The organism is Staphylococcus sp. HMSC14D10 (assembly GCF_001808125.1).
Classification (GTDB): Bacteria; Bacillota; Bacilli; order Staphylococcales; family Staphylococcaceae; genus Staphylococcus; species Staphylococcus haemolyticus.
In genome coordinates this window covers 1-23,176 of record NZ_KV792263.1, presented here as the reverse complement: position 1 = coordinate 23,176, position 23,176 = coordinate 1, and the positions used below count along the sequence as shown (strand labels likewise).

The 23,176-nt window shown below is 33.3% G+C and carries 24 protein-coding genes and 1 pseudogene; 16 read left to right on the top strand and 9 right to left on the bottom strand.

Annotated features, from left to right (window positions below):
* A pseudogene (locus tag HMPREF3134_RS12550) lies at positions 1-499 on the top strand (transposase); the annotation flags it as partial.
* A gap of 55 nt (positions 500-554) precedes the next feature.
* Here the strand turns inward: HMPREF3134_RS12550 and HMPREF3134_RS08745 are convergent.
* From HMPREF3134_RS08745 to HMPREF3134_RS08730, 4 genes are all read right to left on the bottom strand, one after another.
* Positions 555-2,048 carry a serine-aspartate repeat adhesin O-glycosyltransferase SdgB gene (locus tag HMPREF3134_RS08745; RefSeq protein WP_016931416.1) on the bottom strand — a complete coding sequence of 498 codons (1,494 nt, stop codon included), beginning with the start codon at positions 2,046-2,048 and terminating at the stop codon, positions 555-557.
* 707 nt (positions 2,049-2,755) lie between these two features.
* On the bottom strand, positions 2,756-3,634 hold the full coding sequence (gene folE2 / locus HMPREF3134_RS08740; protein WP_002448890.1) for a GTP cyclohydrolase FolE2: 879 nt from the start codon (positions 3,632-3,634) through the stop codon (positions 2,756-2,758).
* A gap of 27 nt (positions 3,635-3,661) precedes the next feature.
* Positions 3,662-4,327 carry a bacillithiol biosynthesis deacetylase BshB2 gene (gene bshB2, locus HMPREF3134_RS08735; protein WP_016931409.1) on the bottom strand — a complete coding sequence of 222 codons (666 nt, stop codon included), beginning with the start codon at positions 4,325-4,327 and terminating at the stop codon, positions 3,662-3,664.
* A 13-nt stretch (positions 4,328-4,340) separates the two neighbouring features.
* Positions 4,341-4,703, bottom strand: coding sequence for a YojF family protein (locus HMPREF3134_RS08730; protein ID WP_002488035.1), 363 nt, complete (start codon positions 4,701-4,703; stop codon positions 4,341-4,343).
* Between the two features lie 191 nt (positions 4,704-4,894).
* Here HMPREF3134_RS08730 and hxlA point away from each other — a divergent pair, with 191 nt between their 5' ends.
* The 6 genes from hxlA (at position 4,895) to HMPREF3134_RS08700 (ending at position 9,340) form a co-directional block, all read left to right on the top strand.
* On the top strand, positions 4,895-5,527 hold the full coding sequence (hxlA, locus tag HMPREF3134_RS08725) for a 3-hexulose-6-phosphate synthase (RefSeq protein WP_002455709.1): 633 nt from the start codon (positions 4,895-4,897) through the stop codon (positions 5,525-5,527).
* Position 5,528: 1 nt separating this feature from the next.
* Positions 5,529-6,077 carry a 6-phospho-3-hexuloisomerase gene (gene hxlB, locus HMPREF3134_RS08720; RefSeq protein WP_016931408.1) on the top strand — a complete coding sequence of 183 codons (549 nt, stop codon included), beginning with the start codon at positions 5,529-5,531 and terminating at the stop codon, positions 6,075-6,077.
* Between the two features lie 118 nt (positions 6,078-6,195).
* Entirely contained in the window at positions 6,196-7,578 is a 1,383-nt protein-coding gene (locus HMPREF3134_RS08715) for an AMP-binding protein (protein ID WP_048668189.1), read from the top strand.
* Positions 7,578-8,723: a thiolase family protein gene (locus HMPREF3134_RS08710; RefSeq protein ID WP_029376697.1), complete on the top strand. Its 1,146-nt coding sequence runs from the start codon at positions 7,578-7,580 to the stop codon at positions 8,721-8,723. The genes HMPREF3134_RS08715 and HMPREF3134_RS08710 overlap by 1 nt, the downstream gene beginning before the upstream one ends.
* Positions 8,692-9,072, top strand: coding sequence for a hypothetical protein (locus tag HMPREF3134_RS08705; RefSeq protein WP_016931405.1), 381 nt, complete (start codon positions 8,692-8,694; stop codon positions 9,070-9,072). The genes HMPREF3134_RS08710 and HMPREF3134_RS08705 overlap by 32 nt, the downstream gene beginning before the upstream one ends.
* Positions 9,062-9,340 carry a hypothetical protein gene (locus tag HMPREF3134_RS08700; RefSeq protein ID WP_002488040.1) on the top strand — a complete coding sequence of 93 codons (279 nt, stop codon included), beginning with the start codon at positions 9,062-9,064 and terminating at the stop codon, positions 9,338-9,340. Before HMPREF3134_RS08705 ends, HMPREF3134_RS08700 begins: the two co-directional genes overlap by 11 nt.
* 292 nt (positions 9,341-9,632) lie before the next feature.
* Here HMPREF3134_RS08700 and vraX read toward each other — a convergent pair whose 3' ends face one another.
* Both vraX and thiD read right to left on the bottom strand, forming a co-directional pair.
* A complete protein-coding gene (gene vraX / locus HMPREF3134_RS12245; RefSeq protein ID WP_016931404.1) occupies positions 9,633-9,794 on the bottom strand; it encodes a C1q-binding complement inhibitor VraX in 162 nt (53 codons plus the stop codon).
* A gap of 652 nt (positions 9,795-10,446) precedes the next feature.
* Positions 10,447-11,277, bottom strand: a complete 831-nt coding sequence (gene thiD / locus HMPREF3134_RS08695) for a bifunctional hydroxymethylpyrimidine kinase/phosphomethylpyrimidine kinase (protein ID WP_002455702.1) — start codon at positions 11,275-11,277, stop codon at positions 10,447-10,449.
* A 141-nt stretch (positions 11,278-11,418) separates the two neighbouring features.
* Here thiD and HMPREF3134_RS08690 point away from each other — a divergent pair, with 141 nt between their 5' ends.
* The 4 genes from HMPREF3134_RS08690 (at position 11,419) to HMPREF3134_RS08675 (ending at position 14,463) form a co-directional block, all read left to right on the top strand.
* Complete coding sequence (locus tag HMPREF3134_RS08690) at positions 11,419-12,078, top strand: uracil-DNA glycosylase (protein WP_046464824.1); 660 nt, start codon at positions 11,419-11,421, stop codon at positions 12,076-12,078.
* Complete coding sequence (locus HMPREF3134_RS08685) at positions 12,079-12,462, top strand: DUF5327 family protein (RefSeq protein ID WP_033079581.1); 384 nt, start codon at positions 12,079-12,081, stop codon at positions 12,460-12,462.
* Between the two features lie 27 nt (positions 12,463-12,489).
* Positions 12,490-12,858: a DUF423 domain-containing protein gene (locus tag HMPREF3134_RS08680; RefSeq protein WP_161632370.1), complete on the top strand. Its 369-nt coding sequence runs from the start codon at positions 12,490-12,492 to the stop codon at positions 12,856-12,858.
* A gap of 126 nt (positions 12,859-12,984) precedes the next feature.
* A complete protein-coding gene (locus HMPREF3134_RS08675) occupies positions 12,985-14,463 on the top strand; it encodes an APC family permease (RefSeq protein ID WP_033079583.1) in 1,479 nt (492 codons plus the stop codon).
* A gap of 70 nt (positions 14,464-14,533) precedes the next feature.
* On the opposite strand, the gene HMPREF3134_RS08670 is transcribed toward HMPREF3134_RS08675, so the two are convergent.
* From HMPREF3134_RS08670 to hemQ, 3 genes are all read right to left on the bottom strand, one after another.
* Entirely contained in the window at positions 14,534-14,986 is a 453-nt protein-coding gene (locus HMPREF3134_RS08670) for a threonine/serine exporter family protein (RefSeq protein ID WP_011276662.1), read from the bottom strand.
* A gap of 12 nt (positions 14,987-14,998) precedes the next feature.
* The gene (locus HMPREF3134_RS08665) at positions 14,999-15,766 is read right to left on the bottom strand and encodes a threonine/serine exporter family protein (protein WP_011276661.1); all 768 of its coding nucleotides are present in this window, start codon (positions 15,764-15,766) and stop codon (positions 14,999-15,001) included.
* A 749-nt stretch (positions 15,767-16,515) separates the two neighbouring features.
* Entirely contained in the window at positions 16,516-17,265 is a 750-nt protein-coding gene (gene hemQ / locus HMPREF3134_RS08660; protein WP_016930862.1) for a hydrogen peroxide-dependent heme synthase, read from the bottom strand.
* A gap of 173 nt (positions 17,266-17,438) precedes the next feature.
* On the opposite strand from hemQ, the gene pta reads away from it, so the two are divergent.
* The 5 genes from pta to HMPREF3134_RS08635 all read left to right on the top strand — a co-directional run bounded on the left by pta (position 17,439) and on the right by HMPREF3134_RS08635 (position 23,081).
* On the top strand, positions 17,439-18,428 hold the full coding sequence (pta, locus tag HMPREF3134_RS08655; RefSeq protein WP_011276659.1) for a phosphate acetyltransferase: 990 nt from the start codon (positions 17,439-17,441) through the stop codon (positions 18,426-18,428).
* The gene (locus tag HMPREF3134_RS08650; protein WP_016930863.1) at positions 18,428-19,270 is read left to right on the top strand and encodes a lipoate--protein ligase family protein; all 843 of its coding nucleotides are present in this window, start codon (positions 18,428-18,430) and stop codon (positions 19,268-19,270) included. The genes pta and HMPREF3134_RS08650 overlap by 1 nt, the downstream gene beginning before the upstream one ends.
* Before the next feature lie 810 nt (positions 19,271-20,080).
* Positions 20,081-21,004 carry a mevalonate kinase gene (gene mvk / locus HMPREF3134_RS08645; protein WP_011276657.1) on the top strand — a complete coding sequence of 308 codons (924 nt, stop codon included), beginning with the start codon at positions 20,081-20,083 and terminating at the stop codon, positions 21,002-21,004.
* A 4-nt stretch (positions 21,005-21,008) separates the two neighbouring features.
* A complete protein-coding gene (gene mvaD / locus HMPREF3134_RS08640) occupies positions 21,009-21,992 on the top strand; it encodes a diphosphomevalonate decarboxylase (protein ID WP_011276656.1) in 984 nt (327 codons plus the stop codon).
* 12 nt (positions 21,993-22,004) lie between these two features.
* Positions 22,005-23,081 (top strand): phosphomevalonate kinase, encoded by a 1,077-nt coding sequence (locus HMPREF3134_RS08635; RefSeq protein WP_070442242.1) that lies wholly within the window; start codon positions 22,005-22,007, stop codon positions 23,079-23,081.
* The last annotated feature ends 95 nt before the right edge of the window (positions 23,082-23,176 follow it).

Sequence of the window (23,176 nt, the reverse complement as noted above, 5' to 3'; positions counted from 1 at the left end):
ATAAAAGTGACATCTTTAATACTCAAAATTGGAATTATGACGAAATTAACAATGAATTCATTTGTCAGAACAATAAAAGTCTAGGACTTAAAAGATATGCCTATCGCCACGACAATATGGTTTTAAACGAGATTTTAAATTATATGAATGTGATGATTGTTTAGATTGTTCTGTGAAACATCAATGCATGAAATTCAATTCAAAAACAAGTAAAAAAATAATGAAGAATTATAATTGGGAATATTTTAAAGCTCAAATTAGTAAAAATCTTTTAGAGCCAAAAAACATCTACAGTTAAAGAAAAATTGATGTGGAGCTTGTTTTTGTATTTATGAAGGCTATTTTGTGTTTCACTCGAATTTCCGTTCGAAGGATAAATAAAACCAAAAGAGAACTAGGATTTGTTCTAATGGCACTTAATGTAAGAAAAGAAACAGCTCAGCGAGCTGAAAATAATCAAAAAAGTAAAAAAAAGGCAATTTCTATTGAAATAATATAGAAATTGTCCTTTTTTTATTTATCCAGAAACTTTATGTTCTAGACTCTTTATTATTTTAATTATTGATTAATCTTAAAGCGTTATCCCATTTTTCAATTATATTATTTTTAGAATAATTTTGAGAAAGTGCGATACTTTGTTTTGAAAATTCTTGTTGAAGTTTAGGGTGTTCAAGTAAATATTTAACTTTATTGGTTAGTTCTTCTTTATCGTTTTTAGGTATTAAATATCCATTTAAACCATCTTTTACTAATTCATTGGGACCATATTTAATATCATAACTAATCATAGGAACTCCATATGATTGACACTCTAATAATGCTAAAGAAAATCCTTCCATATTGCTAGTTATAATACCTAAATAAGCATCGCTATATTCTTTAGATAAATTAGGTAGAAATCCTCTTAAAAAGATCTTATCTTCTAAGTTGTATTTTTTAATTAAATTTAATAGCTTATCTTTTTCTTTACCAAAACCATATAAATGAAGTTGTAATTCAGGAAACTCATGTTTTAAGTTATTTATCAACTCAATTTGATGATGAAGTTGTTTTTCAGGAGAATATCTTGCAACTGAAATTAATTTTTTTGGCGAAACTTTTCTATCATTATGAGCGTTGATATGGTGATTTTCTGAAAAACCAACTGGAATATTTATGACTGGTATTTGATTGTCAATACGAGTTGAAACATCTTGTTTTTGAGAATCTGTAGAAACAATGATAGCTTTATAACGCGATAAATTGCTAAAAAGCGCTTTGTAAACATTCTTATAATTTGAAGTATCTACCTGATCAATATTCTTCACATGAGTACTATGTAATATAGCTACAACTGGAATATTTGGATCAGAATGATTAAACGCTGGGGCAGTATAAATATTTTTATCGCTGAAAAAGACATCTCCGTATTGATAAATTGAGTTAATGAAAAAAGAACGTAATCCTGTTTCATTTTTGAAAAAGTGAGTTCGATTCTTATAATTTAAAATAATTCTTTGAATCTCATTATTTTCGATATTAAAATATTTTTCGATAACAATTTGACCAGTTAAGTTATGATATTGTTCGGCAAGGACAGTTTGATTAGTCGTCAATATACGTGTACAACTTAAAAAGCCTCTCACATCATAAAACTCACGCTTGATTTTTTTGCCATTCATATCAAAATAATTAATATAATCTAAAGTTTTATAGTTAGGGTCTAAGAAACGAACATACATAATAAAATTGCTTGAATCGTAAATTCTTATATCTCTAGAATTTGGAACATATCTTAGCTCATAATTACAATCATTTTCCCAATAAGAAATGTAATCAAAGTGTTCTACTTTAGTAAGATTTTTGGAATCTTGAAAATAGTCGTACATGTTTAAATATTCTTTTTTTTCAATAAAACTTTCAGCTTGTTTAGTCAAAAATCTATTCCAAGCTAAGAAAATACATCTAGCTTTTTTGCCACTTTCTTTAAAGATTTTGAGTCTATTGATCATAGCTTTCTCAATACCAGTAATACTTCCACCTAAATTATACCCTACAAAATAGTACATACATTACCTCATATCAATTAAATAATTTTACATAATTATAACACACTAATTAAAAGTAATAACATTTTAATTGTGTAAAATTTTTGAAATTTAAAAAATCTTAATTAATCGTGGTAAAATATAGCTTAATCTGAAATTATACAAAGAAAATCTTTAAATAATACCTCTTATAAAAATTAATAATTTTAAAAGTAATGTACTTTTGATAAAAGATTAGTTTACAACATGTAAAATGTTCAATTTTTACTCGAATGTCTAATATTTACAAGATGAATATCACCTTGAAATTTATTTATTATGATATTTGAATATAGTATCATAGATTAGTGTCTATTTCGTAATCTACTTTAGATATTATATCTCAGAATGAATCTGTAAAAAAAGACACTTTATGTATAGCTACTTCATTCATGGGCTTGTACCAGGATTTGTTTCTTAATTACTCCATGTACACATAATAATATTGAAGATATCATGATATTAATGATGATTAAGAATGCATGTATTTTCTTAACAATAGTTGTATCGCTGATCATTATTGCAGCGATGAGTTTCGTTAAACCTAGTGAAAAGAGAACAAGGAAATAGTATTAAGGTGAGTTACGTCAAATAAACTTAATAGTAATCTAAAAATCCAAATAAAAATATAAACATATTAAAAAGCAGTTGTCTTTAAAATAATTAGAGACAACTGCTTTTTAATATGTTTATTTTCTATATTTTAGTCTTGCGAAAGCATCGTGTTGGTGAATGGATTCTTCGTTTCGACATTCAATGTCAAAGCCATCAATCCAGTCAAAATCTACTAAATCTGCGGCAATTAAACGAATTAAATCTTCAACGAAACGTGGATTTTCATATGCACGTTCTGTTACGCGTTTTTCATCAGGACGTTTTAAAATTGGATAAAGAATAGAGCTTGCATTTGCTTCCATTGCATCTAAAATCTTTTCTTTGTAATCATCTATCATTTCAGAATTCTTATCTAAATACACTTTTACTGTTACAACACCCCGTTGATTATGAGCAGAGTATTCGCTAATTTCTTTAGAGCAAGGACAAAGTGTTGTTACAGTAGCTGTGAGGGTAAGTTCTTTACGCGTTACTTGATCTTTATGAATTGCTAAACCGTAAGTAACATCAGCATGACCCACTGCTTTGATATGAGTTACAGGACTATAACGATCAAAGAACCATTTACCTGAAACATCTACTCCCGCAGCATTCTGTTTCATATTGTCTTGTAATGTACGTAATACTTGATATAGTGTATCGAAATCCAGTTCTAAACCATTATTATAATGTTTCTCAACACTTTCTAAGATACGACTCATGTTAATACCTTTTTCATCTTTATTTAAACTTGTTGAGAAACTAAATGTACCTGCTGTTTGAAATTGATCAATTTTAACAGGATATACTAAATTTTTAATACCCACTTCTTCAATTTCAAACAAGAAGTTTTTATGTGTACTTTGTAAGTCAGTCATTTCATTTTTAGTTGTAGGTTTTGTACCTTTGATAGGGTCTACTGAACCAAAATGTTTCCAGCGACCTTCTCGAGTAGATAAATCAAATTCAGTCATTCGTTTATTGTACCTCCTCTAATGATTTTAATTGTCGAAATGATACGTCCAATAAGGTTCGACTTCTAGAAAACTTTGTGTTTCTCCGCCAACTTCAGGGCTAGCTAATTGTTTTAAGAAAGGACCTGTTTGAGATTTATGAGCTTCAAACGCTTTTAATTTAATCTCTTTATATTGACTAATGTCATTTAATATATCAGGTTCACCTAAAATATCCGGTGCATCATTACTGAATGCCACGAGTTGAAGTCTTGGACGCTTTTCTTTAGGCATACGTCCTACTGTTCTTACGACAGCTTCAGCTGTTGCTTCATGGTCTGGATGTACAGCAAATTTTGGATAAAATGAAATAATCACTGATGGATTTGTCTCCTCAATCAATGTTTTTACCATATCATCCATTTGCTCATGTGGCTCAAATTCTACTGTTTTATCTCTTAAACCCATTTTACGTAAATCAGTAATACCAATCACTTTCATAGCAGCTTCTAATTCTTTTTCGCGAATATAAGGTAGTGACTCTCTTGTCGCAAAAGGGGGATTGCCTAAATTACGTCCCATTTGTCCTAATGTGAGACAGGCATAAGTGACAGGCACCCCATTTTCAATATAACTTGCGATCGTCCCAGCAGATGAGAAGGTTTCATCATCGGGATGTGGAAATATCATTAGTACATGTCTTTCATCTTTCATGAATCTTCCTCCTCTATACTGTGAATGGCTGTTCACTGATTTCAATCGTTGCAGCCAACTGTCCTTCGTAATTAAATCCAGCTATTAAAAATTCATTATTATCATTGATTTCATAGTGAGTCAGGCCTTGAACATATACCCAACCTCCATCACGAAGTTTCAACCCAACACGAAATGGGTCTTTATCTCCGCCCTTTAGTTGCGCATGTTCATATGTGACTTGTATATTTCGTAAAAACGTACCTGCATTAAACACACGTTGATCAAAATGATTAGCATATGCACCATTCGTCGTTTCAACATGCAAATAGACAGGTTTGTTTTCAAATGTAGTTAATAATCGTTGTACTTCTTCAGCTTTAATGGGTTCCAACACGTTCACTCCTTACAACCATACAATGTGTGTATCTATCTATTTTACTAAAAAGAACTACCGAATTGTACACCTATGCTCAATTTATTTATAAATGAAAGAAAATAATTTGAAGTGATTTAAAGGTTTAAAAATATTTAACATGGGTATTTATACTACTACGACTATGACTATGATATGAAAGGATGTTTGTAATGGAATTACAATTAGCAATCGATTTATTAAATAAAGAAGAAGCAGCAAAATTAGCTAAAAAAGTTGAAGAATATGTGGATATCGTAGAAATTGGTACACCTATCGTTATTAATGAAGGATTACCAGCTGTTCAACATTTAAATGAAAATATCAATAATGCGAAAGTGTTAGCTGATTTAAAAATTATGGATGCAGCAGACTATGAAGTAAGCCAAGCTATTAAATTTGGTGCAGATGTTGTGACTATCTTAGGTGTTGCAGAAGATGCTTCAATTAAAGGTGCGGTTGAAGAAGCACACAAACATGGTAAACAATTGTTAGTTGATATGATTGCTGTACAAGATTTAGAAAAACGTGCGAAAGAATTAGATGAAATGGGCGCTGATTATATCGCTGTTCATACTGGTTATGATTTACAAGCTGAAGGACAATCTCCATTAGAAAGCTTACGTACAGTTAAATCAGTCATTAAAAATTCTAAAGTAGCCGTAGCTGGTGGTATTAAACCTGAAACAATTAAAGAAATTGTAGCAGAAGAACCTGATTTAGTTATTGTTGGTGGCGGTATTGCTAATGCAGATGATCCTGTAGAAGCAGCTAAACAATGTCGTGAAGCGATTGAAGGTAAATAAAATGCCAACTTTTAACAATTATCATTTAATTCTTGAAGAAATAGATAACACGTTATCACATCTAGAGGATAATGATTATGGACGTTTTGCAAATGAAGTGGTTGGCGCATCTCGTATCTTTACAGCTGGTAAAGGTCGCTCTGGATATGTTGCTAATAGCTTTGCAATGCGTTTGAATCAACTAGGAAAAGATGCATCTGCAATAGGTGAAGCAACAACGCCATCTATTAAAGAGCATGATTTATTAATTATTATTTCCGGTTCTGGATCAACAGAGCACCTAAGATTATTAGCTGAAAAGGCACATTCAGTTGGTGCTAAAATTGCTTTAATAACAACTAAAAAAGAATCTAAAATTGGCGATGTCGCTGATACAGTGATTACTTTACCTGCAGGAACGAAACATGAAGCAGAAGGCTCTGAACAGCCGTTAGGTAGTCTATTTGAACAATCTTCACTTATCTTTTTAGATAGTGTCGTGATTGGATTAATGGATGCCTTTAATATTAATGAAGAAGCAATGCAAGATAATCATGCTAATTTAGAATAAAAACCATCACTCAAATATATTATCGTTCAGATGAATATATTTGAGTGATTTTTTATGTGTTATTTTTCATATAATGTTAATATAATAATTAATCCAGTTAACATTTGGAGAGGGTTATATGTTAGAAATACTAAATAAATTAAATCACTATTCAATAGAACAACCAGATATGATTGCACTATCGTTCGAAGAAGATGTATTGACATATCAACAACTTTATACAGAAATACAGCAATTAAAATCAGTCTTCATGCATTTACCAAAAGGGTCCCGAGTAGGATTGTTAAGCAAAAGTCCTTTACATAATATGTTGAATTATTTTGCAATATTAGAGCAAGGAAGTATTCCATGTTTTTTAGATGATCAATGGTCTGAAGTAACAATTCATCAACTGATTGAAACGTATCATATTGACTATCTTGTTGATGAACAGCATAGACTGATAAAGACAACGTCTTCTGAAACATATCCAACATATTTAAATGAGCAGTCACAAGTCCATCAACTATTACATATTGGTTTTACATCTGGGACAACAGGGTTACCTAAAGCATATTATCGAAATGAACCATCTTGGCTTGCGTCATACAAAGAAAATGAAAAGCTACTTCGTCATAAAGAAAACATACTTGTAGCACCGGGACCACTTGCACATTCATTGTCTTTATACACTTGTATTTATGCGTTATATACAGGGAGAACATTTATTGGACAAACCCGTTTTAATGCGACTAAGCTCGTTAGCAAAATGAAACAACAAACAACAAATAGTGCATTATTTCTTGTTCCAACAATGCTACATGCAATAACAAAAATAAATCACGATCACCTACATTTAACGACTATTTTAAGTAGTGGGGCGAAACTCTCTTCTTCGTTGTTTAAGCGTATAGCCGAAACATTTCAGCATGCTAATATTATTGAATTTTTTGGAACGTCAGAAGCAAGTTTTATTAGTTATAACATTAACCGTAAAGCTTCTGTTGATTCAGTGGGATACATATTTCAAAATGTAACGATTGGTTTAGAGGAAAAAGACAAGAATCATATAGGGTTATTAAATGTAAAAAGTAATATGATATTCTCTGGATATGTAAATCAATCTGTCGTATTACCTGAAACATGGATTAAAACAGGCGATTACGCTTATATTAAAGATAATCAATTATATTTAGTGAGTCGTCAAAATGAACGATTAATTATTGGAGGTAAAAATGTTTATCCTCAAGTTATTGAACAAATGATAAAAAATATTGATGGAGTAGAAGAAGCAATTGTTATAGGAGAACCGCATCCACGTTTTGGGGAAATAGCGGTTTTACTATATACAGGATCGATAGAACTTGAGTACCAAACTGTGAGACAACATATTATGAAAGTTCTATCACGATATGATGTACCTTCCAAATTGATAAAAGTAGACAGTATGCAATATACCCAAAGTGGCAAAGTTGCTCGAAATAAAATGCGTACTGCCTATGTAAAAGGAGACTTTAAATGATGAACCAACCGGTCATTATATGGGCGAAACGTACACCTTTTGGCAAATACGGTGGGAAATTGAAACATTTAGAACCTGAAACATTACTCATGCCCTTATTTGAAGAAATGAATTCAATTTTTCCTAAAATAATACCTGATATAGATGATGTAGTGATTGGAAATATCGTAGGTAATGGTGGAAATATTGCTCGTAAAGCCTTATTAGAAGCAGGTCTAGCTGAGAGTATTCCAGGTGTTACAATGGACCGTCAATGTGGGTCAGGGTTAGAAAGTATTATATATGCATGTCGAATGGTTCAAGCTGGTGCAGGTCATATTTATATAGCTGGAGGAGTAGAAAGCACGAGTCGTGCTCCTTGGAAGATTAAACGCCCTCAATCAGTGTATGATACACAATTACCAGAATTTTATGAGCGTGCCTCTTTTGCACCAAAAGGTCAAGATCCAAGTATGATAGAGGCAGCTGAAAATGTTGCGCAATATTATCATATTACGCGTAAACAACAAGATGCCTTTGCGATACGTAGTCATCATCTCACACATCAATATTATAAGAATGGAAGTATAAGTAATGAAATTGTATCTTTAAACATCAAAGGTCATTTATTTGATAAAGATGAAAGTATTAAGCCAACACTTACTGAACAACGATTAAATCGATTACGTCCTTTACTAGCTAACGGAACAGTAACGGTTGGAAATAGTTGTATGAAAAATGACGGCGCTGCGCTTGCACTCGTTATGAATCAAGAAACGGCATTACAATACGGAATATCAGAGGGAATGATGTTTACAGATGCAGTGACAATAGGTGTCAATCCGAAACGACTAGGTATTGGACCAGTACCTGCTGTAACAAAATTACTAAAAAAACAAAATTTAAAAATAAGTGACATTGATGCAATAGAACTTAATGAGGCATTTAGTTCACAAGTTTTAGCTTCAATTCAAGAGTTAAAATTAAATATTAATCAAGTCAATCAGTGGGGGGGAGCCATTGCGTCTGGTCATCCTTATAGCGCAAGTGGCGTAGCATTAATCACTAGGTTATTAAATATGACACATTGGAAGCGGGGAGTTGCTACGATGGGGATTGGAGGAGGAATGGGGAATGCGATACTCTTCGAACGATGGGGCTTGTGAGAAAATAGAAATATATTTTAGTGAACAAGAAGTAAGAGCGTATTGCGAAGTAGTTGAAAGAACGTATAAAGGCGTGGTGCCTTTACTCATGTGTGCAAACGTCTGGCCAAAATTTAAGTTGTTTCAAAAGTTTGAACAAGAACATATTCTTCTTGTGCGAACAACATGTGAAGAATTTGAACCATTAAAATGTAGGCTAAAATACGAGGCGTACTTAACACATAAAAGTACGAAAAAGTTTAAAACATATATCCAATATATCTACGAGTTAAAAATATATAAAGATAATAGACAATGTATATTTATTAGACAAACGTTTATAAAAAAGGAGGTAAATGATGAAGTTTAGTCATGATAAAGTAAGTCATTACCTTCGACTTGTTAATGATAAAAATGAGCTTCATTCAACCATTGTTCCTGGTCAACTGGTAGTGGATTGTGTATTAGCGTATTTTCAAATAGAGTGGACACAATTTAATGTTAAGTATAAAAGGACTATAGATATAGATGAAGAAGTGACCTTCAAAAAAGTGAGTCATAATGAAATAAACGTCTTTGGTTTAAATGGTGAAGAAAAAATAGTTATTACTAAAAAAAGTAATCATACTGATTTATAATTATTTATTTAATCGTTGATAACCCATCATAGGTGTTAAAAAAGAAACAATATTATAAAGATATAGCATTAATGTTAGTATAACTTAAAGTTTCTCTCTAAGTTTCCAAAAGGGGACATTCTTGGCTAACATTAACGCTATTTTATTAGGGTGAGCTTTTGAATAATTAATGACTTTTTAAAGTTTTGAGTATTAGGGGCATCTTAACTTTAAAAAAGATTTTGAAATATTCGTTTGTTTTCGTATTCAATTACGAAAAACACTTTTTAATTTTTGAAATGTGATGAATAACTTAATTCATGTTATCAACGTCACTTTCTAGTAGAGAGAGAAATTTATAGATGTCATTTTTACTAAACGTTTCATCGAATTTTACCGTAATCGTCTTGAAGGTCTTTGTAATGATTTCGTATATTGGGATACCGTTTTCTATATTTTGCTTGTAGATAATCATGTTGTTAATTCCTCCTTTGTCTCTCTACACTTAATATAGTAATGGATTTGATTATAAAAAACATGAGTCTATGGTACTAACTTTTACTGCAACGGACTGTGTAGAGCATACTACGACTAAATACCTAGAAGATAATGAAGATATAAGAAAAGCTTTTAATCCTAGTGTGACCAAACTATCATACACAAGATTAAAAGCTTTAGAAGTGCTTATATTTCTTTAAAAATGCAGTACAGACAGTAGCTGATTGAATTGAAAGTATGCTGATGAGTTTCTTTCAACTCTAATGCTGGGGCCCCGACAAAGAGACTTTCAAAAAGAAAGTCAACGATCAACGCGAGTTGGGGTGTCGGGGAAGGACAATGACGTCTAATTAAGGATTACAAAAGACTAGTGTCTTTTGCATAAGAAGTACTAGCATTTTTTTCAAAAATGCAGTACAGACAGTAGCTGATTGAATTGAAAGTGCGCTGATGAGCTTCTTTCAACTCTAATGCTAGGGCCCCGACAAAGAGACTTTCAAAAAGAAAGTCAACGATGAACGCGAGTTGGGGCGTCGGGGAAGGACAATGAAATCTAATTAAGGATTACAAAAGACTAGTGTCTTTTGCATAAGAAGTACTAGCATTTTTTTCAAAAATGCAGTACTTCTTTAAACTTCTTTGACGTCGACGTCGATGTGTTCTACGCGGTTGTATGCGCCGTGATCAACTGGGCCTACAAAGTCATTCATTTTCCAACCATTTTTAATTGCTGATGCCACAAATGCTTTAGCGCTAATAACAGCTTCTTTAGGTGATTTACCATTTGCCAAGTAAGCTGTTGTAGCTGCTGCAAATGTACAACCTGCACCGTGGTTATAACTTTGTTGGAACATATCAGTTGTTAATTGATAATATGTTTGACCATCATAATATAAGTCATAAGATTTATCTTGATCTAATGCTTTACCACCTTTAATAATAATATGTTGAGCACCTTGATCATAAATGATTTTTGCAGCTTTTTTCATATCTTCAATTGACGTTAATTTACCTAATCCAGATAATTGACCAGCTTCAAATAAATTAGGTGTTACGACCGTTGCTTTAGGTAATAAATATTTAATCATTGCATCTGTATTTCCTGGGTTAAGTACTTCGTCTTCCCCTTTACATACCATAACTGGATCTACTACGAAATATTTTGCACCTGATTGTTCAAATGCTTCGCCAGCACGTTTAATGATTTCTTCAGTTCCAAGCATACCTGTTTTAACAGCATCTGGACCAATTGAAATGACTGTTTCTAATTGTTTTTCGAATACATCCATTGGAAGTGGTGTCACATCGTGAGACCAAGTTTCTTTGTCCATTGTTACAACAGCTGTTAAAGCCACCATACCGTAAGTGTTTAGTTCTTGAAATGTTTTAAGGTCGGCTTGCATACCTGCGCCAGCGCTTGTATCAGAGCCGGCAATTGTTAATACTTTTTTTAATGCCATGTATTATCACTCCTGTCAATTATTTACATCTTTATTTATCATATCATGTAACTCAACTATTGTTCTAGCATGAAGATAGTAAGGCGATTTATATCACGTTCCAAAGGGGTCATATGTTAAAATAGAAGTGAGGTGAAAACGATGGAATGGTCAGACATTTTTCATGACATTACAACAAAACATGATTTTAAAGCAATGCATGATTTTTTAGAAAAAGAATATACGACACAAATCGTCTATCCAGATAGAGAAAACATTTATCAAGCTTTTGATTTAACACCATTTGAAGATATTAAAGTTGTTATTTTGGGTCAAGATCCATATCATGGACCTAACCAAGCACATGGGTTAGCATTTTCAGTTCAACCCAATGCTAAATTCCCACCATCTTTAAGAAATATGTATCAAGAATTAGAAGATGATATCGGCTGTCATAGAACTTCTCCACATCTACAGGACTGGGCACGTGAAGGTGTTCTGTTATTAAATACTGTATTAACTGTACGTAAAGGTGAAGCACATTCCCATAAGGACATTGGATGGGAAATATTTACAGATGAAGTGATCCAAGCTATTTCGAAACATCGTGATGATGTTGTATTCATATTATGGGGTAAGCCTGCACAACAGAAAATTAAATTAATTGATACATCAAAACACTATATTATTAAATCGCCACATCCAAGTCCGTTATCGGCTTATCGTGGCTTCTTTGGTTCTAAACCATATTCTAAAACTAATGGTTATTTAGAATCCAAAGGTAAATCACCTATCAATTGGTGCGAGAATGGGGAGGCTTAAATGAATAGAGCGCAAGTGATTCAACTAATTGAACATGAGTTAGTGCAAGCTGATGAGGCTACTAACGAGCAACAATTCGAGAAACATATGTATGCGATTCATACATTAACGTCAATATATGCTAACAACGAAAGTAAGCCAGCGTCATCAAAATCACAAGGTCAGGATTTTACAAATACTGTGACTACGTCATTTTCAAAAGTAAATCAAAGTTTAAACACTTCATCGTCACAAGGTAAATCCAAAGTGACTGCTGCAGAAATTGAGGCGATGGGTAGAAAAGTTCCAGATTCAATGAAATCGTCACAGAATAATAGTTTGCCATCTAATACAATGGTAACGGATGATGAAATTGGTAATGGAGAATCAATATTTGATTTTTAAACTGAATGAGGAGAATGAATGTATATGATGAAATTATTTATAATACTAGGTGCGCTATGTACAATGATGTCAGTTGGTACTGGGGCATTTGGTGCACATGGTCTTGAAGGTAAATTATCGGACAAATATATGTCAGTTTGGGAAAAAGCAGTGAATTATCAAATGTACCATGGATTAGGATTAATCATTATTGGTGTTATTAGTGGTACAACATCTATTAATGTGAATTGGGCAGGTTGGCTCCTCTTCCTTGGTGTGGTGTTCTTTAGTGGTTCGTTATATATATTAGCTTTAACACAAATCCGTATCTTAGGAGCGATTACACCAATTGGTGGTGTATTATTTATCGCGGGTTGGTTAATGCTTATTATCTCTACATTTAAATTTGTAGGATAAAATTTAACATAATTTATCAAATTTATTAGTTTTATATAAAACTGCAAAGCACTTATATTGTGTCAATAATATAGATTAAACAACTCACCTTTTGGGTATATAGCATACTTGAGGTGAGTTTATTTTATGAGTAAAAATAATCAAAATCAGGATATAGATAGAGGCGATTTGAAACAGAACCTCTCTGAAAAGTTTGTCTGGGCTATTGCTTATGGCTCATGTATAGGTTGGGGTGCTTTTATTTTACCTGGAGATTGGATTAAGCAATCTGGTCCAATTGCTGCATCTATAGGTATCGTAATTGGTGCATTATTAATGATACTCATTGCAGTAAGTTATGGGGCCTTGGTAGAAAAATTTCCAGTTTCAGGTGGCGCCTTTGCATTTAGTTATTTAAGTTTTGGTAGATACGTTAGTTTCTTCTCATCATGGTTTTTAACATTTGGGTATGTATGTGTTGTTGCACTTAATGCAACGGCATTTAGTTTATTAGTAAAATTTCTACTTCCGGATTTGTTGAATAATGGGAAGTTATACACGATTGCAGGATGGGACGTTTACATAACTGAAATCATTATTGCCACTGTGTTATTACTTGTCTTTATGCTAGTAGCAATCCGTGGTGCAAGTGTATCAGGTTCATTGCAATATTACTTTTGCGTAGCTATGGTTATTGTTGTGTTGCTTATGTTTTTCGGTTCGTTCTTTGGAAATAATTTTGCATTTGAGAATTTACAACCATTAGCTAATCCTAAATCAGGTTGGTTCACATCTATAATTATGATTGTGGCAGTAGCGCCTTGGGCGTATGTTGGCTTTGACAGCATTCCTCAAACTGCAGAAGAATTTAACTTTTCACCTAATAAGACATTTAAATTGATAGTGTATAGTTTGTTGGCAGCGTCACTGACGTATGTCGTAATGATTTTATACACAGGTTGGTTAAGTACTAATAATGCAAGTTTAAATGGTAACTTATGGGTAACAGGTGCTGAAACACAGTCAGCATTTGGTTATATTGGTTTAGGTGTATTAGCCATAGCAATTATTATGGGGATATTTACAGGTTTAAATGGATTTTTAATGAGTGCAAGTCGATTGTTATTCTCAATGGGGCGTTCAGGCATTATGCCAACTGCTTTTAGTAAATTACATTCTAAATATAAGACACCATATGTAGCGATTATCTTTTTAGTAGCTGTTACATTAATTGCACCTTGGTTAGGTCGTACTGCATTAACATGGATTGTTGATATGTCGTCAACTGGCGTATCAATTGCTTATTTTATTACATGTTTATCTGCAGCTAAGTTGTTCAGTTTTAATAAAGAAAGTAATACGTACGGACCTGTTTATAAGACATTTGCCATTTTTGGTTCGATTGTATCATTTATTTTCCTTCTGTTATTGTTAGTGCCTGGATCACCAGCATCGCTCTCAATGCCGTCATATATTGCTTTAGGTGGATGGTTAGTAATTGGACTGATTTTCTTCGTTATCCGTTATCCTAAATTGAAGCGAATGGATAATGATGAATTAAGTCGATTAATTTTAAATCGTTCTGAAAAAGAAGTTGAAGATATGGTAGATGATACTTATAAATAGTTTAACTTTAAAAAGCGCGGGCTCTAGGGAGCCACGCGCTTTTCTATTATCAACAATAGTATAAATGATGTTATATTCTTTTTCGTGTTCTTGCAAAACCAGATAATATAATTTTAGAAATTTGGTCTGCAAATAATAAGCCGAGCGCAATGGCGCCAGCAATGAGTGTTACTTCAAGCATTGTATTAATCGCTTTACTGAAGTCTAATAGTACTAAATTCTTAGTAGCATCGAACGCTAGACCACCAGGTACAAGAGGAATAATTCCAGGTACCATGAAGATAATTGCTGGTTCCCTCTTTGTACGAGCCATATAGTGACTAATTAAACCTAACGCTAAACTTCCGAAGAAGCTTGAGTAGATCGTATGTGTGTTTAAACCTTGATAAAAAAGAATGTAAACCATCCAACCACATGCTCCTACAAATCCACAAGAGAGATAGAGTTTCCTAGGCGCATCGAAGATCACACAGAAAAAAAGTGAAGCGGTATAACTAAAAATTAAGTTTAATATCCAAAACATTCATTCCCACTCCTAAACTAAGATTAAAACTGAACCAACGCCAGCGCCAATACCAAAAGCAGTGACGAGTGCTTCTAAGGACTTCGTTGTAAACATAAGCATGTGTCCACCAAATAGATCTTGAATGGCATTTGTTATAAGTACTCCAGGAACAATAGGCATTACAGAGGCAATAATAATTGTTGCAAGATCACCTGTGGGTAATAAATAATGACCAAGTACTGAAATAATTCCTATAACGAGTGACCCTAAAAATTCTGGAATAAATTGCGCATGTAAACGTCTATCTAGTATTTCAACTACAAGATAACCTAAGCCACCCGCTAACAATGCGGTGATAACATCGACAAGTTTGCCATCCTGTAAATATAGGAAACTAATGGCAATAATGGCAGCAGCAATTCCCTTGAATAGTAAACTACTATCACGTTTAGCGACATATATATTCTCAAGTTTTAATTTAGCTTCTTCTAGCGTAATTGCACCTTTTGTGATTAAGCGTGAGATTTCATTGGTTTGAGAAATTTTAATGAGATTCGTATCACGTGAATTAATTCTAAAAATTCGAGGATAAGATTCATTATGTAATGTAAATTGAATAACAGTATTGGTAACAAAGCTATTACTCTCAGGATAGCCTAATTTACGTGCAATACGTGTCATTGTATCTTCAACACGTGTACCTTCAGCACCGGACTCCAATAATATGCGTCCAGCCATCATGACAACGTCTTTAATTAATTTTTCATCTGCATTTTCGTGTATTTGTGTATTATCCATTTCATCACCATTCGTTAAGATGTACTCATAATTATAGTCAATGAGTCTAAGATATAAAAGCCTTTTAGGTTTATGATACAAAATTAAAGTAGCTAATTGAAGTAAGCACGCTTATATTAAAAGTTTCTAAGCTCTGATTCACTCTTATAAAAAGAATCTCACACATTAAGTATGTTTGTTTATAACAAATGCCTAGAAAATTCGCGCTTTAAAATGAAGAAAATATAACAATTAAATGTTAAAAAATTAAAAAGAGTGTACATTAATCGTTATAGTATAATGTTGCAATACATTTAAAATAAAAAATATATACAAACTCATTCTATAATGTTTCAAAATATTACAATTTGGTTAAATAATAATTAGTTAGCAATTTATGAATAATATTGAGTAGCGACAATATTTTCATAGTTGTTAATGTTCAGAGTAGTAATTAAGTTCTCCCAAAACATATACTACACTATAATAGCCTGAGGCATAGTAAGTGCCTCAGGTTATCGTTGTTTTAAAACCTATTTAAATGTGGCGATTAATAGCTATTCCCTAAATATTCGTCTATTAAACTATTATCAAAATAAGATATTGTGGGCATTTATAAAGTTTGGCACGTCATCTTTGTTAGAGATACATTAGAGTTCCATTATCAATTTATTTCTATAAATAAAAAGTTCCCTTCAAAGCCATGTTCAAGCAAGCTTAGAAGGGAACAAGTTATGAATATCACAAAATAGATTTATATAATAACAAGTTTAGATAGCAAAAAAGTGTTCGAAATCATCTGTTTTTAAGATGTGACCAATATAGAAACCACCAAATTCTCCATATCTAGCAGTTGTCTCATCAAAACGCATTTCGTATACAATTTTCTTGAATTGTAGTACATCATCAGAGAATAAAGTTACGCCCCATTCAAAGTCATCAAAACCAACTGACCCTGTGATGAATTGTTTGATCTTACCTGCATATTGTCGACCAATCATACCATGGTTATACATTAATTTCTTACGTTCTTCCATTGGTAACATATACCAGTTATAAGTCTCATTACGACGTTTATCCATTGGATAGAAACAAATATACTCTGTTCTAGGTAATTCAGGATATAGTCTCACTCTAACATGTGGGTTTTGATATGGATCTTCATCAGACTTACCTGCTAAGTAATTACCTAATTCAATCACTGATACGTATGAGTATGTTTGAATAAAGAAATCAGCAATACGAAGTTTATTGAGTTCATTTTCAATTTCATTAAGTTCTTTCATTTCTGGACGTAAGTACCATAATAGAATGTCAGCTTTTTGACCTGTAATATTATATAGCGCATAGTCGCCAGCTTGTTGTTCTCTAGCACTAGCTTTATCGTTAATGAATGTCTTGAATTCATTGATCATAGCTTCACGTTCATCCTCAGGTACTAGTCTAAATGTTGTCCAATCTACAGCATAAAATAAATGAAGACTGTACCAACCATCTAAAGTTTCAGCTGCTTCACTCATGTGGATCGCTCCTTCAAAATTGATTATTATTATTTATTACAGATTAAATTTTATCATAAAGAGAATTAGTAAACATACTTAAATGATTACAAATTAGTGAAATGGAAATATCACTATAAATACAGTATAATTAGAGTGCAAAATATTATTATGAAATTATTTAGGAGGGCATTATGTCTAGTTTATTAGATGTATTACAAGAAAAACTTTCAGGAAAAAATGTCAAAATCGTATTACCTGAGGGTGAAGATGAGCGTGTGTTAACAGCTGCTACACAATTACAAGCAACTGACTATGTAACACCTGTAGTTTTAGGTGACTATGACAAAATTAACTTATTAGCTAAAGATAAAGGATTAGATGTTTCAGACATCGAAATCATTAATCCATCTACAAGCGAATTAAAACCAGAATTAGTTAAATCATTCGTTGAACGCCGTAAAGGTAAAGCAACTGAAGAACAAGCTGATGAATTATTAAATAACGTTAACTATTTCGGTACGATGTTAGTTTACGCTGGTCATGCTGACGGGTTAGTAAGTGGTGCAGCACATTCAACTGGAGATACTGTTCGCCCTGCATTACAAATCATTAAAACGAAACCAGGCGTATCTAAAACTTCTGGTATCTTCTTTATGATTAAAGATGATCAACAATATGTATTCGGTGACTGTGCAATTAACCCAACATTAGAATCATCTGATTTAGCAGAAATCGCAGTTGAAAGTGCGAAATCAGCTAAAAGCTTCGGCATGGACCCACGTGTTGCTATGTTAAGCTTCTCAACTAAAGGTTCAGCTAAATCTGACGATGTTGATAAAGTAGCAAATGCAGTTAAATTAGCTCAAGAAAAAGTAGAATCTGAAGGCTTAACAGACGTTGTAATTGATGGTGAATTCCAATTTGATGCTGCTATTGTACCTTCAGTAGCTGAGAAAAAAGCGCCAGGCGCTAAAATTCAAGGTAATGCAAATGTCTTTGTATTCCCAAGTTTAGAAGCAGGTAATATTGGATACAAAATTGCTCAACGTTTAGGTGGTTTTGACGCAGTTGGTCCTGTATTACAAGGTTTAAACTCACCTGTTAACGACTTATCACGCGGTTGCTCAACTGAAGACGTTTATAAATTATCAATCATTACAGCTGCTCAAACATTACAATAATGGACTTAGCGAGTAAATACTTTAATGATATCGATTGGCGCTATGTAGACCATTCGTCTGGTTTAGCGCCAATGCAATCATTTGCTTTTGACGATACGTTTTCAGAAAGCGTAGGTAAAGATTTATCATGCAATGTGGTCAGAACATGGATTCACCAACATACCGTTATTCTCGGTATTCATGATTCGCGCTTACCATTCCTTAAAGATGGTATTCGATATTTAACTGATGAAATAGGTTATAACGCAATTGTGAGGAATTCGGGTGGTCTTGGTGTCGTGTTAGATCAAGGAGTATTAAATATCTCACTTATTTTCAAAGGTCAAACGGAAACGACAATTGATGAAGCATTTACAGTAATGTATTTATTGATTTGCAAAATGTTTGAAAATGAAGATGTAGAGATTGATACACGAGAGATTGAGCACTCATATTGCCCAGGAAAATTTGATTTAAGCATTGATGGTAAAAAGTTTGCCGGCATTTCACAACGTCGTGTACGTGGTGGTATTGCAGTGCAAATATATCTTTGTGTTGAAGGATCAGGTTCAGAACGCGCGGAAATGATGCGTGTCTTCTATGAACATGCACTTAAAGGCGAAGTGACTAAATTTAAATATCCGGATATACAACCTGAATGTATGGCATCACTGGAAACGTTGTTTGGGCGAGAGATTAAAGTCCAAGATGTGATGTTCCAATTATTACACGCTATTAAAGATTTAGGTGGTAATCTGAATATGGATCCAATCACTGAAGATGAATGGACACGTTATGAAGGTTACTTCGACAAGATGATAGATCGTAATGAGAAGATGAATCGTTCAATAGAAGCTGATTAAGCGTGAAACAACTTTTAAAATTGAAAATTTGATACAGTTAAATAGGCTGGGGACAAAAAAAAATGTCTCAGCCTACTTTATCATGTTGTCAGTAGCTGACTGGTTTGAAAATGCGCTTGCGTCAAGCGTTTTTTCAAACCTAGTCATCCTTGCCTCGTAAGCGGGGCGCTAACAAAGAGAATTTCCTAAAGAAATACTACAAGATAAGCAAGTTGGGGTTCGGGGCCCCAGCAAAGATAATTTCCTAAAGAAATTCTACAGGCTAAGCAAGCTGGGGATACAACGAAATAAATTCTGAGAAAATATTATTTCTGTTCTACTCCCTTTTCATTTGGAATAATGTAATTTTAGGTGGAATTATATATCAAATTTATTATAAATTGCTATATTCCTATTACTTTTTATAGTAATATAGTTTAGGTGGATTAATATAAAAACGATGTAGATTGTGTATCATTTTAATATATTGATGGTGGAGATTAATCAAGAACGAAGGCCATCTTAATTAAAAGACTAACATGACAGTATGTTAGAGATTTTAATTTTAGGGTATAAATATTTTTAAGTTTTAAAGTTAAATTAACTGAGTCTATCTTTTATTCAAGTCGAAGAAGGTTACAAAAATGTGGATAGACTATGACATGCAATTATAAAGTTAATTTGCGTACACGCTACGATAAAAGGTCAGTAATTTAAATACAAATTGACATAGGCATTTATAGAGTTGAAAGATTTAGGATATATGCATGATAAGTATATCCACTGACCTCGAAAATAATTTTTCAGAAAGAATATTAAAGGTGAGATATCATGGTACAACGTGGCTATGGGGAGTCTAACGGCAAAATAATATTAATCGGGGAGCATGCGGTAACATTTGGTGAACCTGCAATTGCGATTCCGTTTACTTCAGGAAAAGTAAAAGTCTTAATCGAAAGTTTAGAAAAAGGTAATTACTCAGCGATACAAAGTGATGTCTATGATGGACCACTTTATGATGCGCCAGAACATTTGAAATCTTTAATTGGCCATTTCGTAGAGAATAAAAAGGTAGAAGAGCCATTATTAATAAAAATTCAAGCAAATTTACCACCATCTAGAGGTTTAGGATCAAGTGCAGCCGTTGCTGTCGCTTTCATAAGAGCAAGCTATGATTATTTAGGTTTACCACTAACTGATAAAGAATTATTAGAAAATGCAGACTGGGCAGAACGTATAGCTCATGGTAAACCAAGTGGTATAGATACTAAGACTATCGTTACGAATCAACCTGTTTGGTATCAAAAGGGCGAAGTTGAAATATTAAAGACCTTAGATTTAGATGGTTATATGGTAGTTATCGATACAGGTGTTAAAGGTTCTACTAAACAAGCAGTCGAAGATGTGCATCAATTGTGTGATAATGATAAGAATTATATGCAAGTTGTTAAACATATTGGTTCTTTAGTGTATTCAGCTAGTGAAGCGATTGAGCATCATAGTTTTGATCAATTAGCTACAATCTTTAATCAATGTCAAGATGACTTAAGAACATTGACGGTGAGTCACGACAAAATAGAAATGTTTCTTCGCTTAGGAGAAGAGAATGGTTCAGTCGCTGGCAAATTAACAGGTGGCGGCCGTGGTGGTAGTATGCTTATCTTAGCTAAAGAATTGCAAACAGCTAAGAATATTGTCGCTGCAGTTGAAAAAGCTGGTGCACAACATACATGGATTGAGAAGTTAGGAGGATAAACCATTGAAAAAGAATGGTAAAGCACGCGCACATACGAATATTGCACTGATTAAATATTGGGGTAAAGCCGATGAGGCATTAATCATACCAATGAATAATAGTTTGTCAGTTACACTAGACCGTTTTTACACTGAAACACGTGTAACATTTGATGAAACATTAACAGAAGATCAGTTAATTCTTAACGGGGAAGCTGTAAATGCTAAGGAAAGCGCTAAGATTCAACGTTATATGGAAATGATTCGTAAAGAAGCTGGGATTTCAGAACATGCGCTTATTGAAAGTGAGAATTTTGTTCCAACAGCTGCAGGTTTAGCTTCGTCAGCAAGTGCATATGCTGCATTAGCCGGTGCGTGTAATGAAGCTCTACAATTAGGTTTGTCTGATAAAGATCTTTCACGATTAGCGCGTCGTGGGTCTGGTTCAGCATCTCGCAGTATTTATGGTGGATTTGCTGAATGGGAAAAAGGAAATGACGATGAAACTTCCTTTGCACACCGTGTTGAAGCGGATGGCTGGGAAAATGAATTGGCTATGGTTTTTGTTGTTATTAATAACAAATCTAAAAAGGTATCCAGTCGTTCAGGCATGTCACTTACACGTGATACATCACGTTTTTATCAATATTGGTTAGATAACGTTGAACCAGATTTGAAAGAGATTAAAGAAGCCATTGCTCAAAAAGATTTCAAGCGTATGGGTGAAGTTATTGAAGCTAATGGTTTACGCATGCATGCAACTAATTTGGGAGCACAACCTCCATTTACATATTTAGTACCAGAAAGTTATGATGCTATGCGCATCGTTCATGAATGTAGAGAAGCGGGGTTACCTTGCTACTTTACAATGGACGCGGGTCCTAACGTTAAAGTATTGATTGAAAAGAAAAATCAACAAGCTATCGTAGATAAATTCTTACAAGAATTTGATCAATCACAAATCATCACAAGTGACATTACCCAATCAGGAGTCGAAATAATTAAGTAAGGAAGAGATATAATGATTCAGGTGAAAGCACCAGGAAAGCTTTATGTAGCAGGTGAATATGCAGTGACTGAGCCAGGATATAAGTCTGTCTTAATTGCGGTCGATCGATTTGTTACAGCTTCAATTGAAGCTTCTAATGCAGTAACAAGTACGATTCATTCCAAGACATTACATTATGAACCTGTAACGTTTAATCGCAATGAAGATAAAATTGATATCTCCGATGCTAATGCTGCTAGTCAATTAAAGTATGTTGTAACTGCAATTGAAGTTTTCGAACAATATGCGAGAAGTTGCAACGTCAAATTGAAGCATTTTCATTTAGAAATCGATAGTAATTTAGATGATGCTTCAGGTAATAAATATGGGCTTGGTTCTAGTGCGGCAGTTTTAGTGTCAGTCGTCAAAGCATTAAATGAGTTTTACGATATGCAATTATCTAACCTATATATTTATAAACTTGCAGTCATTTCTAATATGCGATTACAAAGTTTAAGCTCATGTGGTGATATAGCTGTAAGTGTATACAGTGGCTGGCTAGCTTATAGGACTTTCGATCACGATTGGGTCAAACAACAGATGGAAGAAACATCAGTTAATGAAGTATTAGAAAAAAATTGGCCGGGTCTTCATATTGAACCTTTACAGGCCCCAGAGAATATGGAAGTCTTAATCGGTTGGACAGGTTCGCCTGCTTCATCACCTCATTTAGTCAGTGAAGTGAAGCGCTTAAAATCAGATCCTTCTTTTTATGGAAGATTCCTTGATCAATCTCATACATGTGTTGAAAATCTTATCTATGCGTTTAAAACAAATAATATTAAAGGTGTTCAGAAAATGATTCGACAAAATCGTATGATTATTCAACAAATGGATAATGAAGCGACAGTCGACATTGAAACTGAAAATTTAAAAATGTTATGTGATATTGGAGAATGTTATGGTGCTGCTGCCAAGACATCAGGTGCTGGCGGTGGTGATTGCGGAATCGCCATTATTGATAATCGCATTGATAAAAATCGTATTTATAATGAATGGGCATCACATGGTATTAAACCGTTAAAATTTAAAATTTATCATGGACAATAATAATATAAACTAATAAATGAGTAGGACTAAATTCAAATGTTGAATCAGTGTCTTGCTCTTTTTTGGGCTCTACGTCAAATCGGACTGATGAGTCC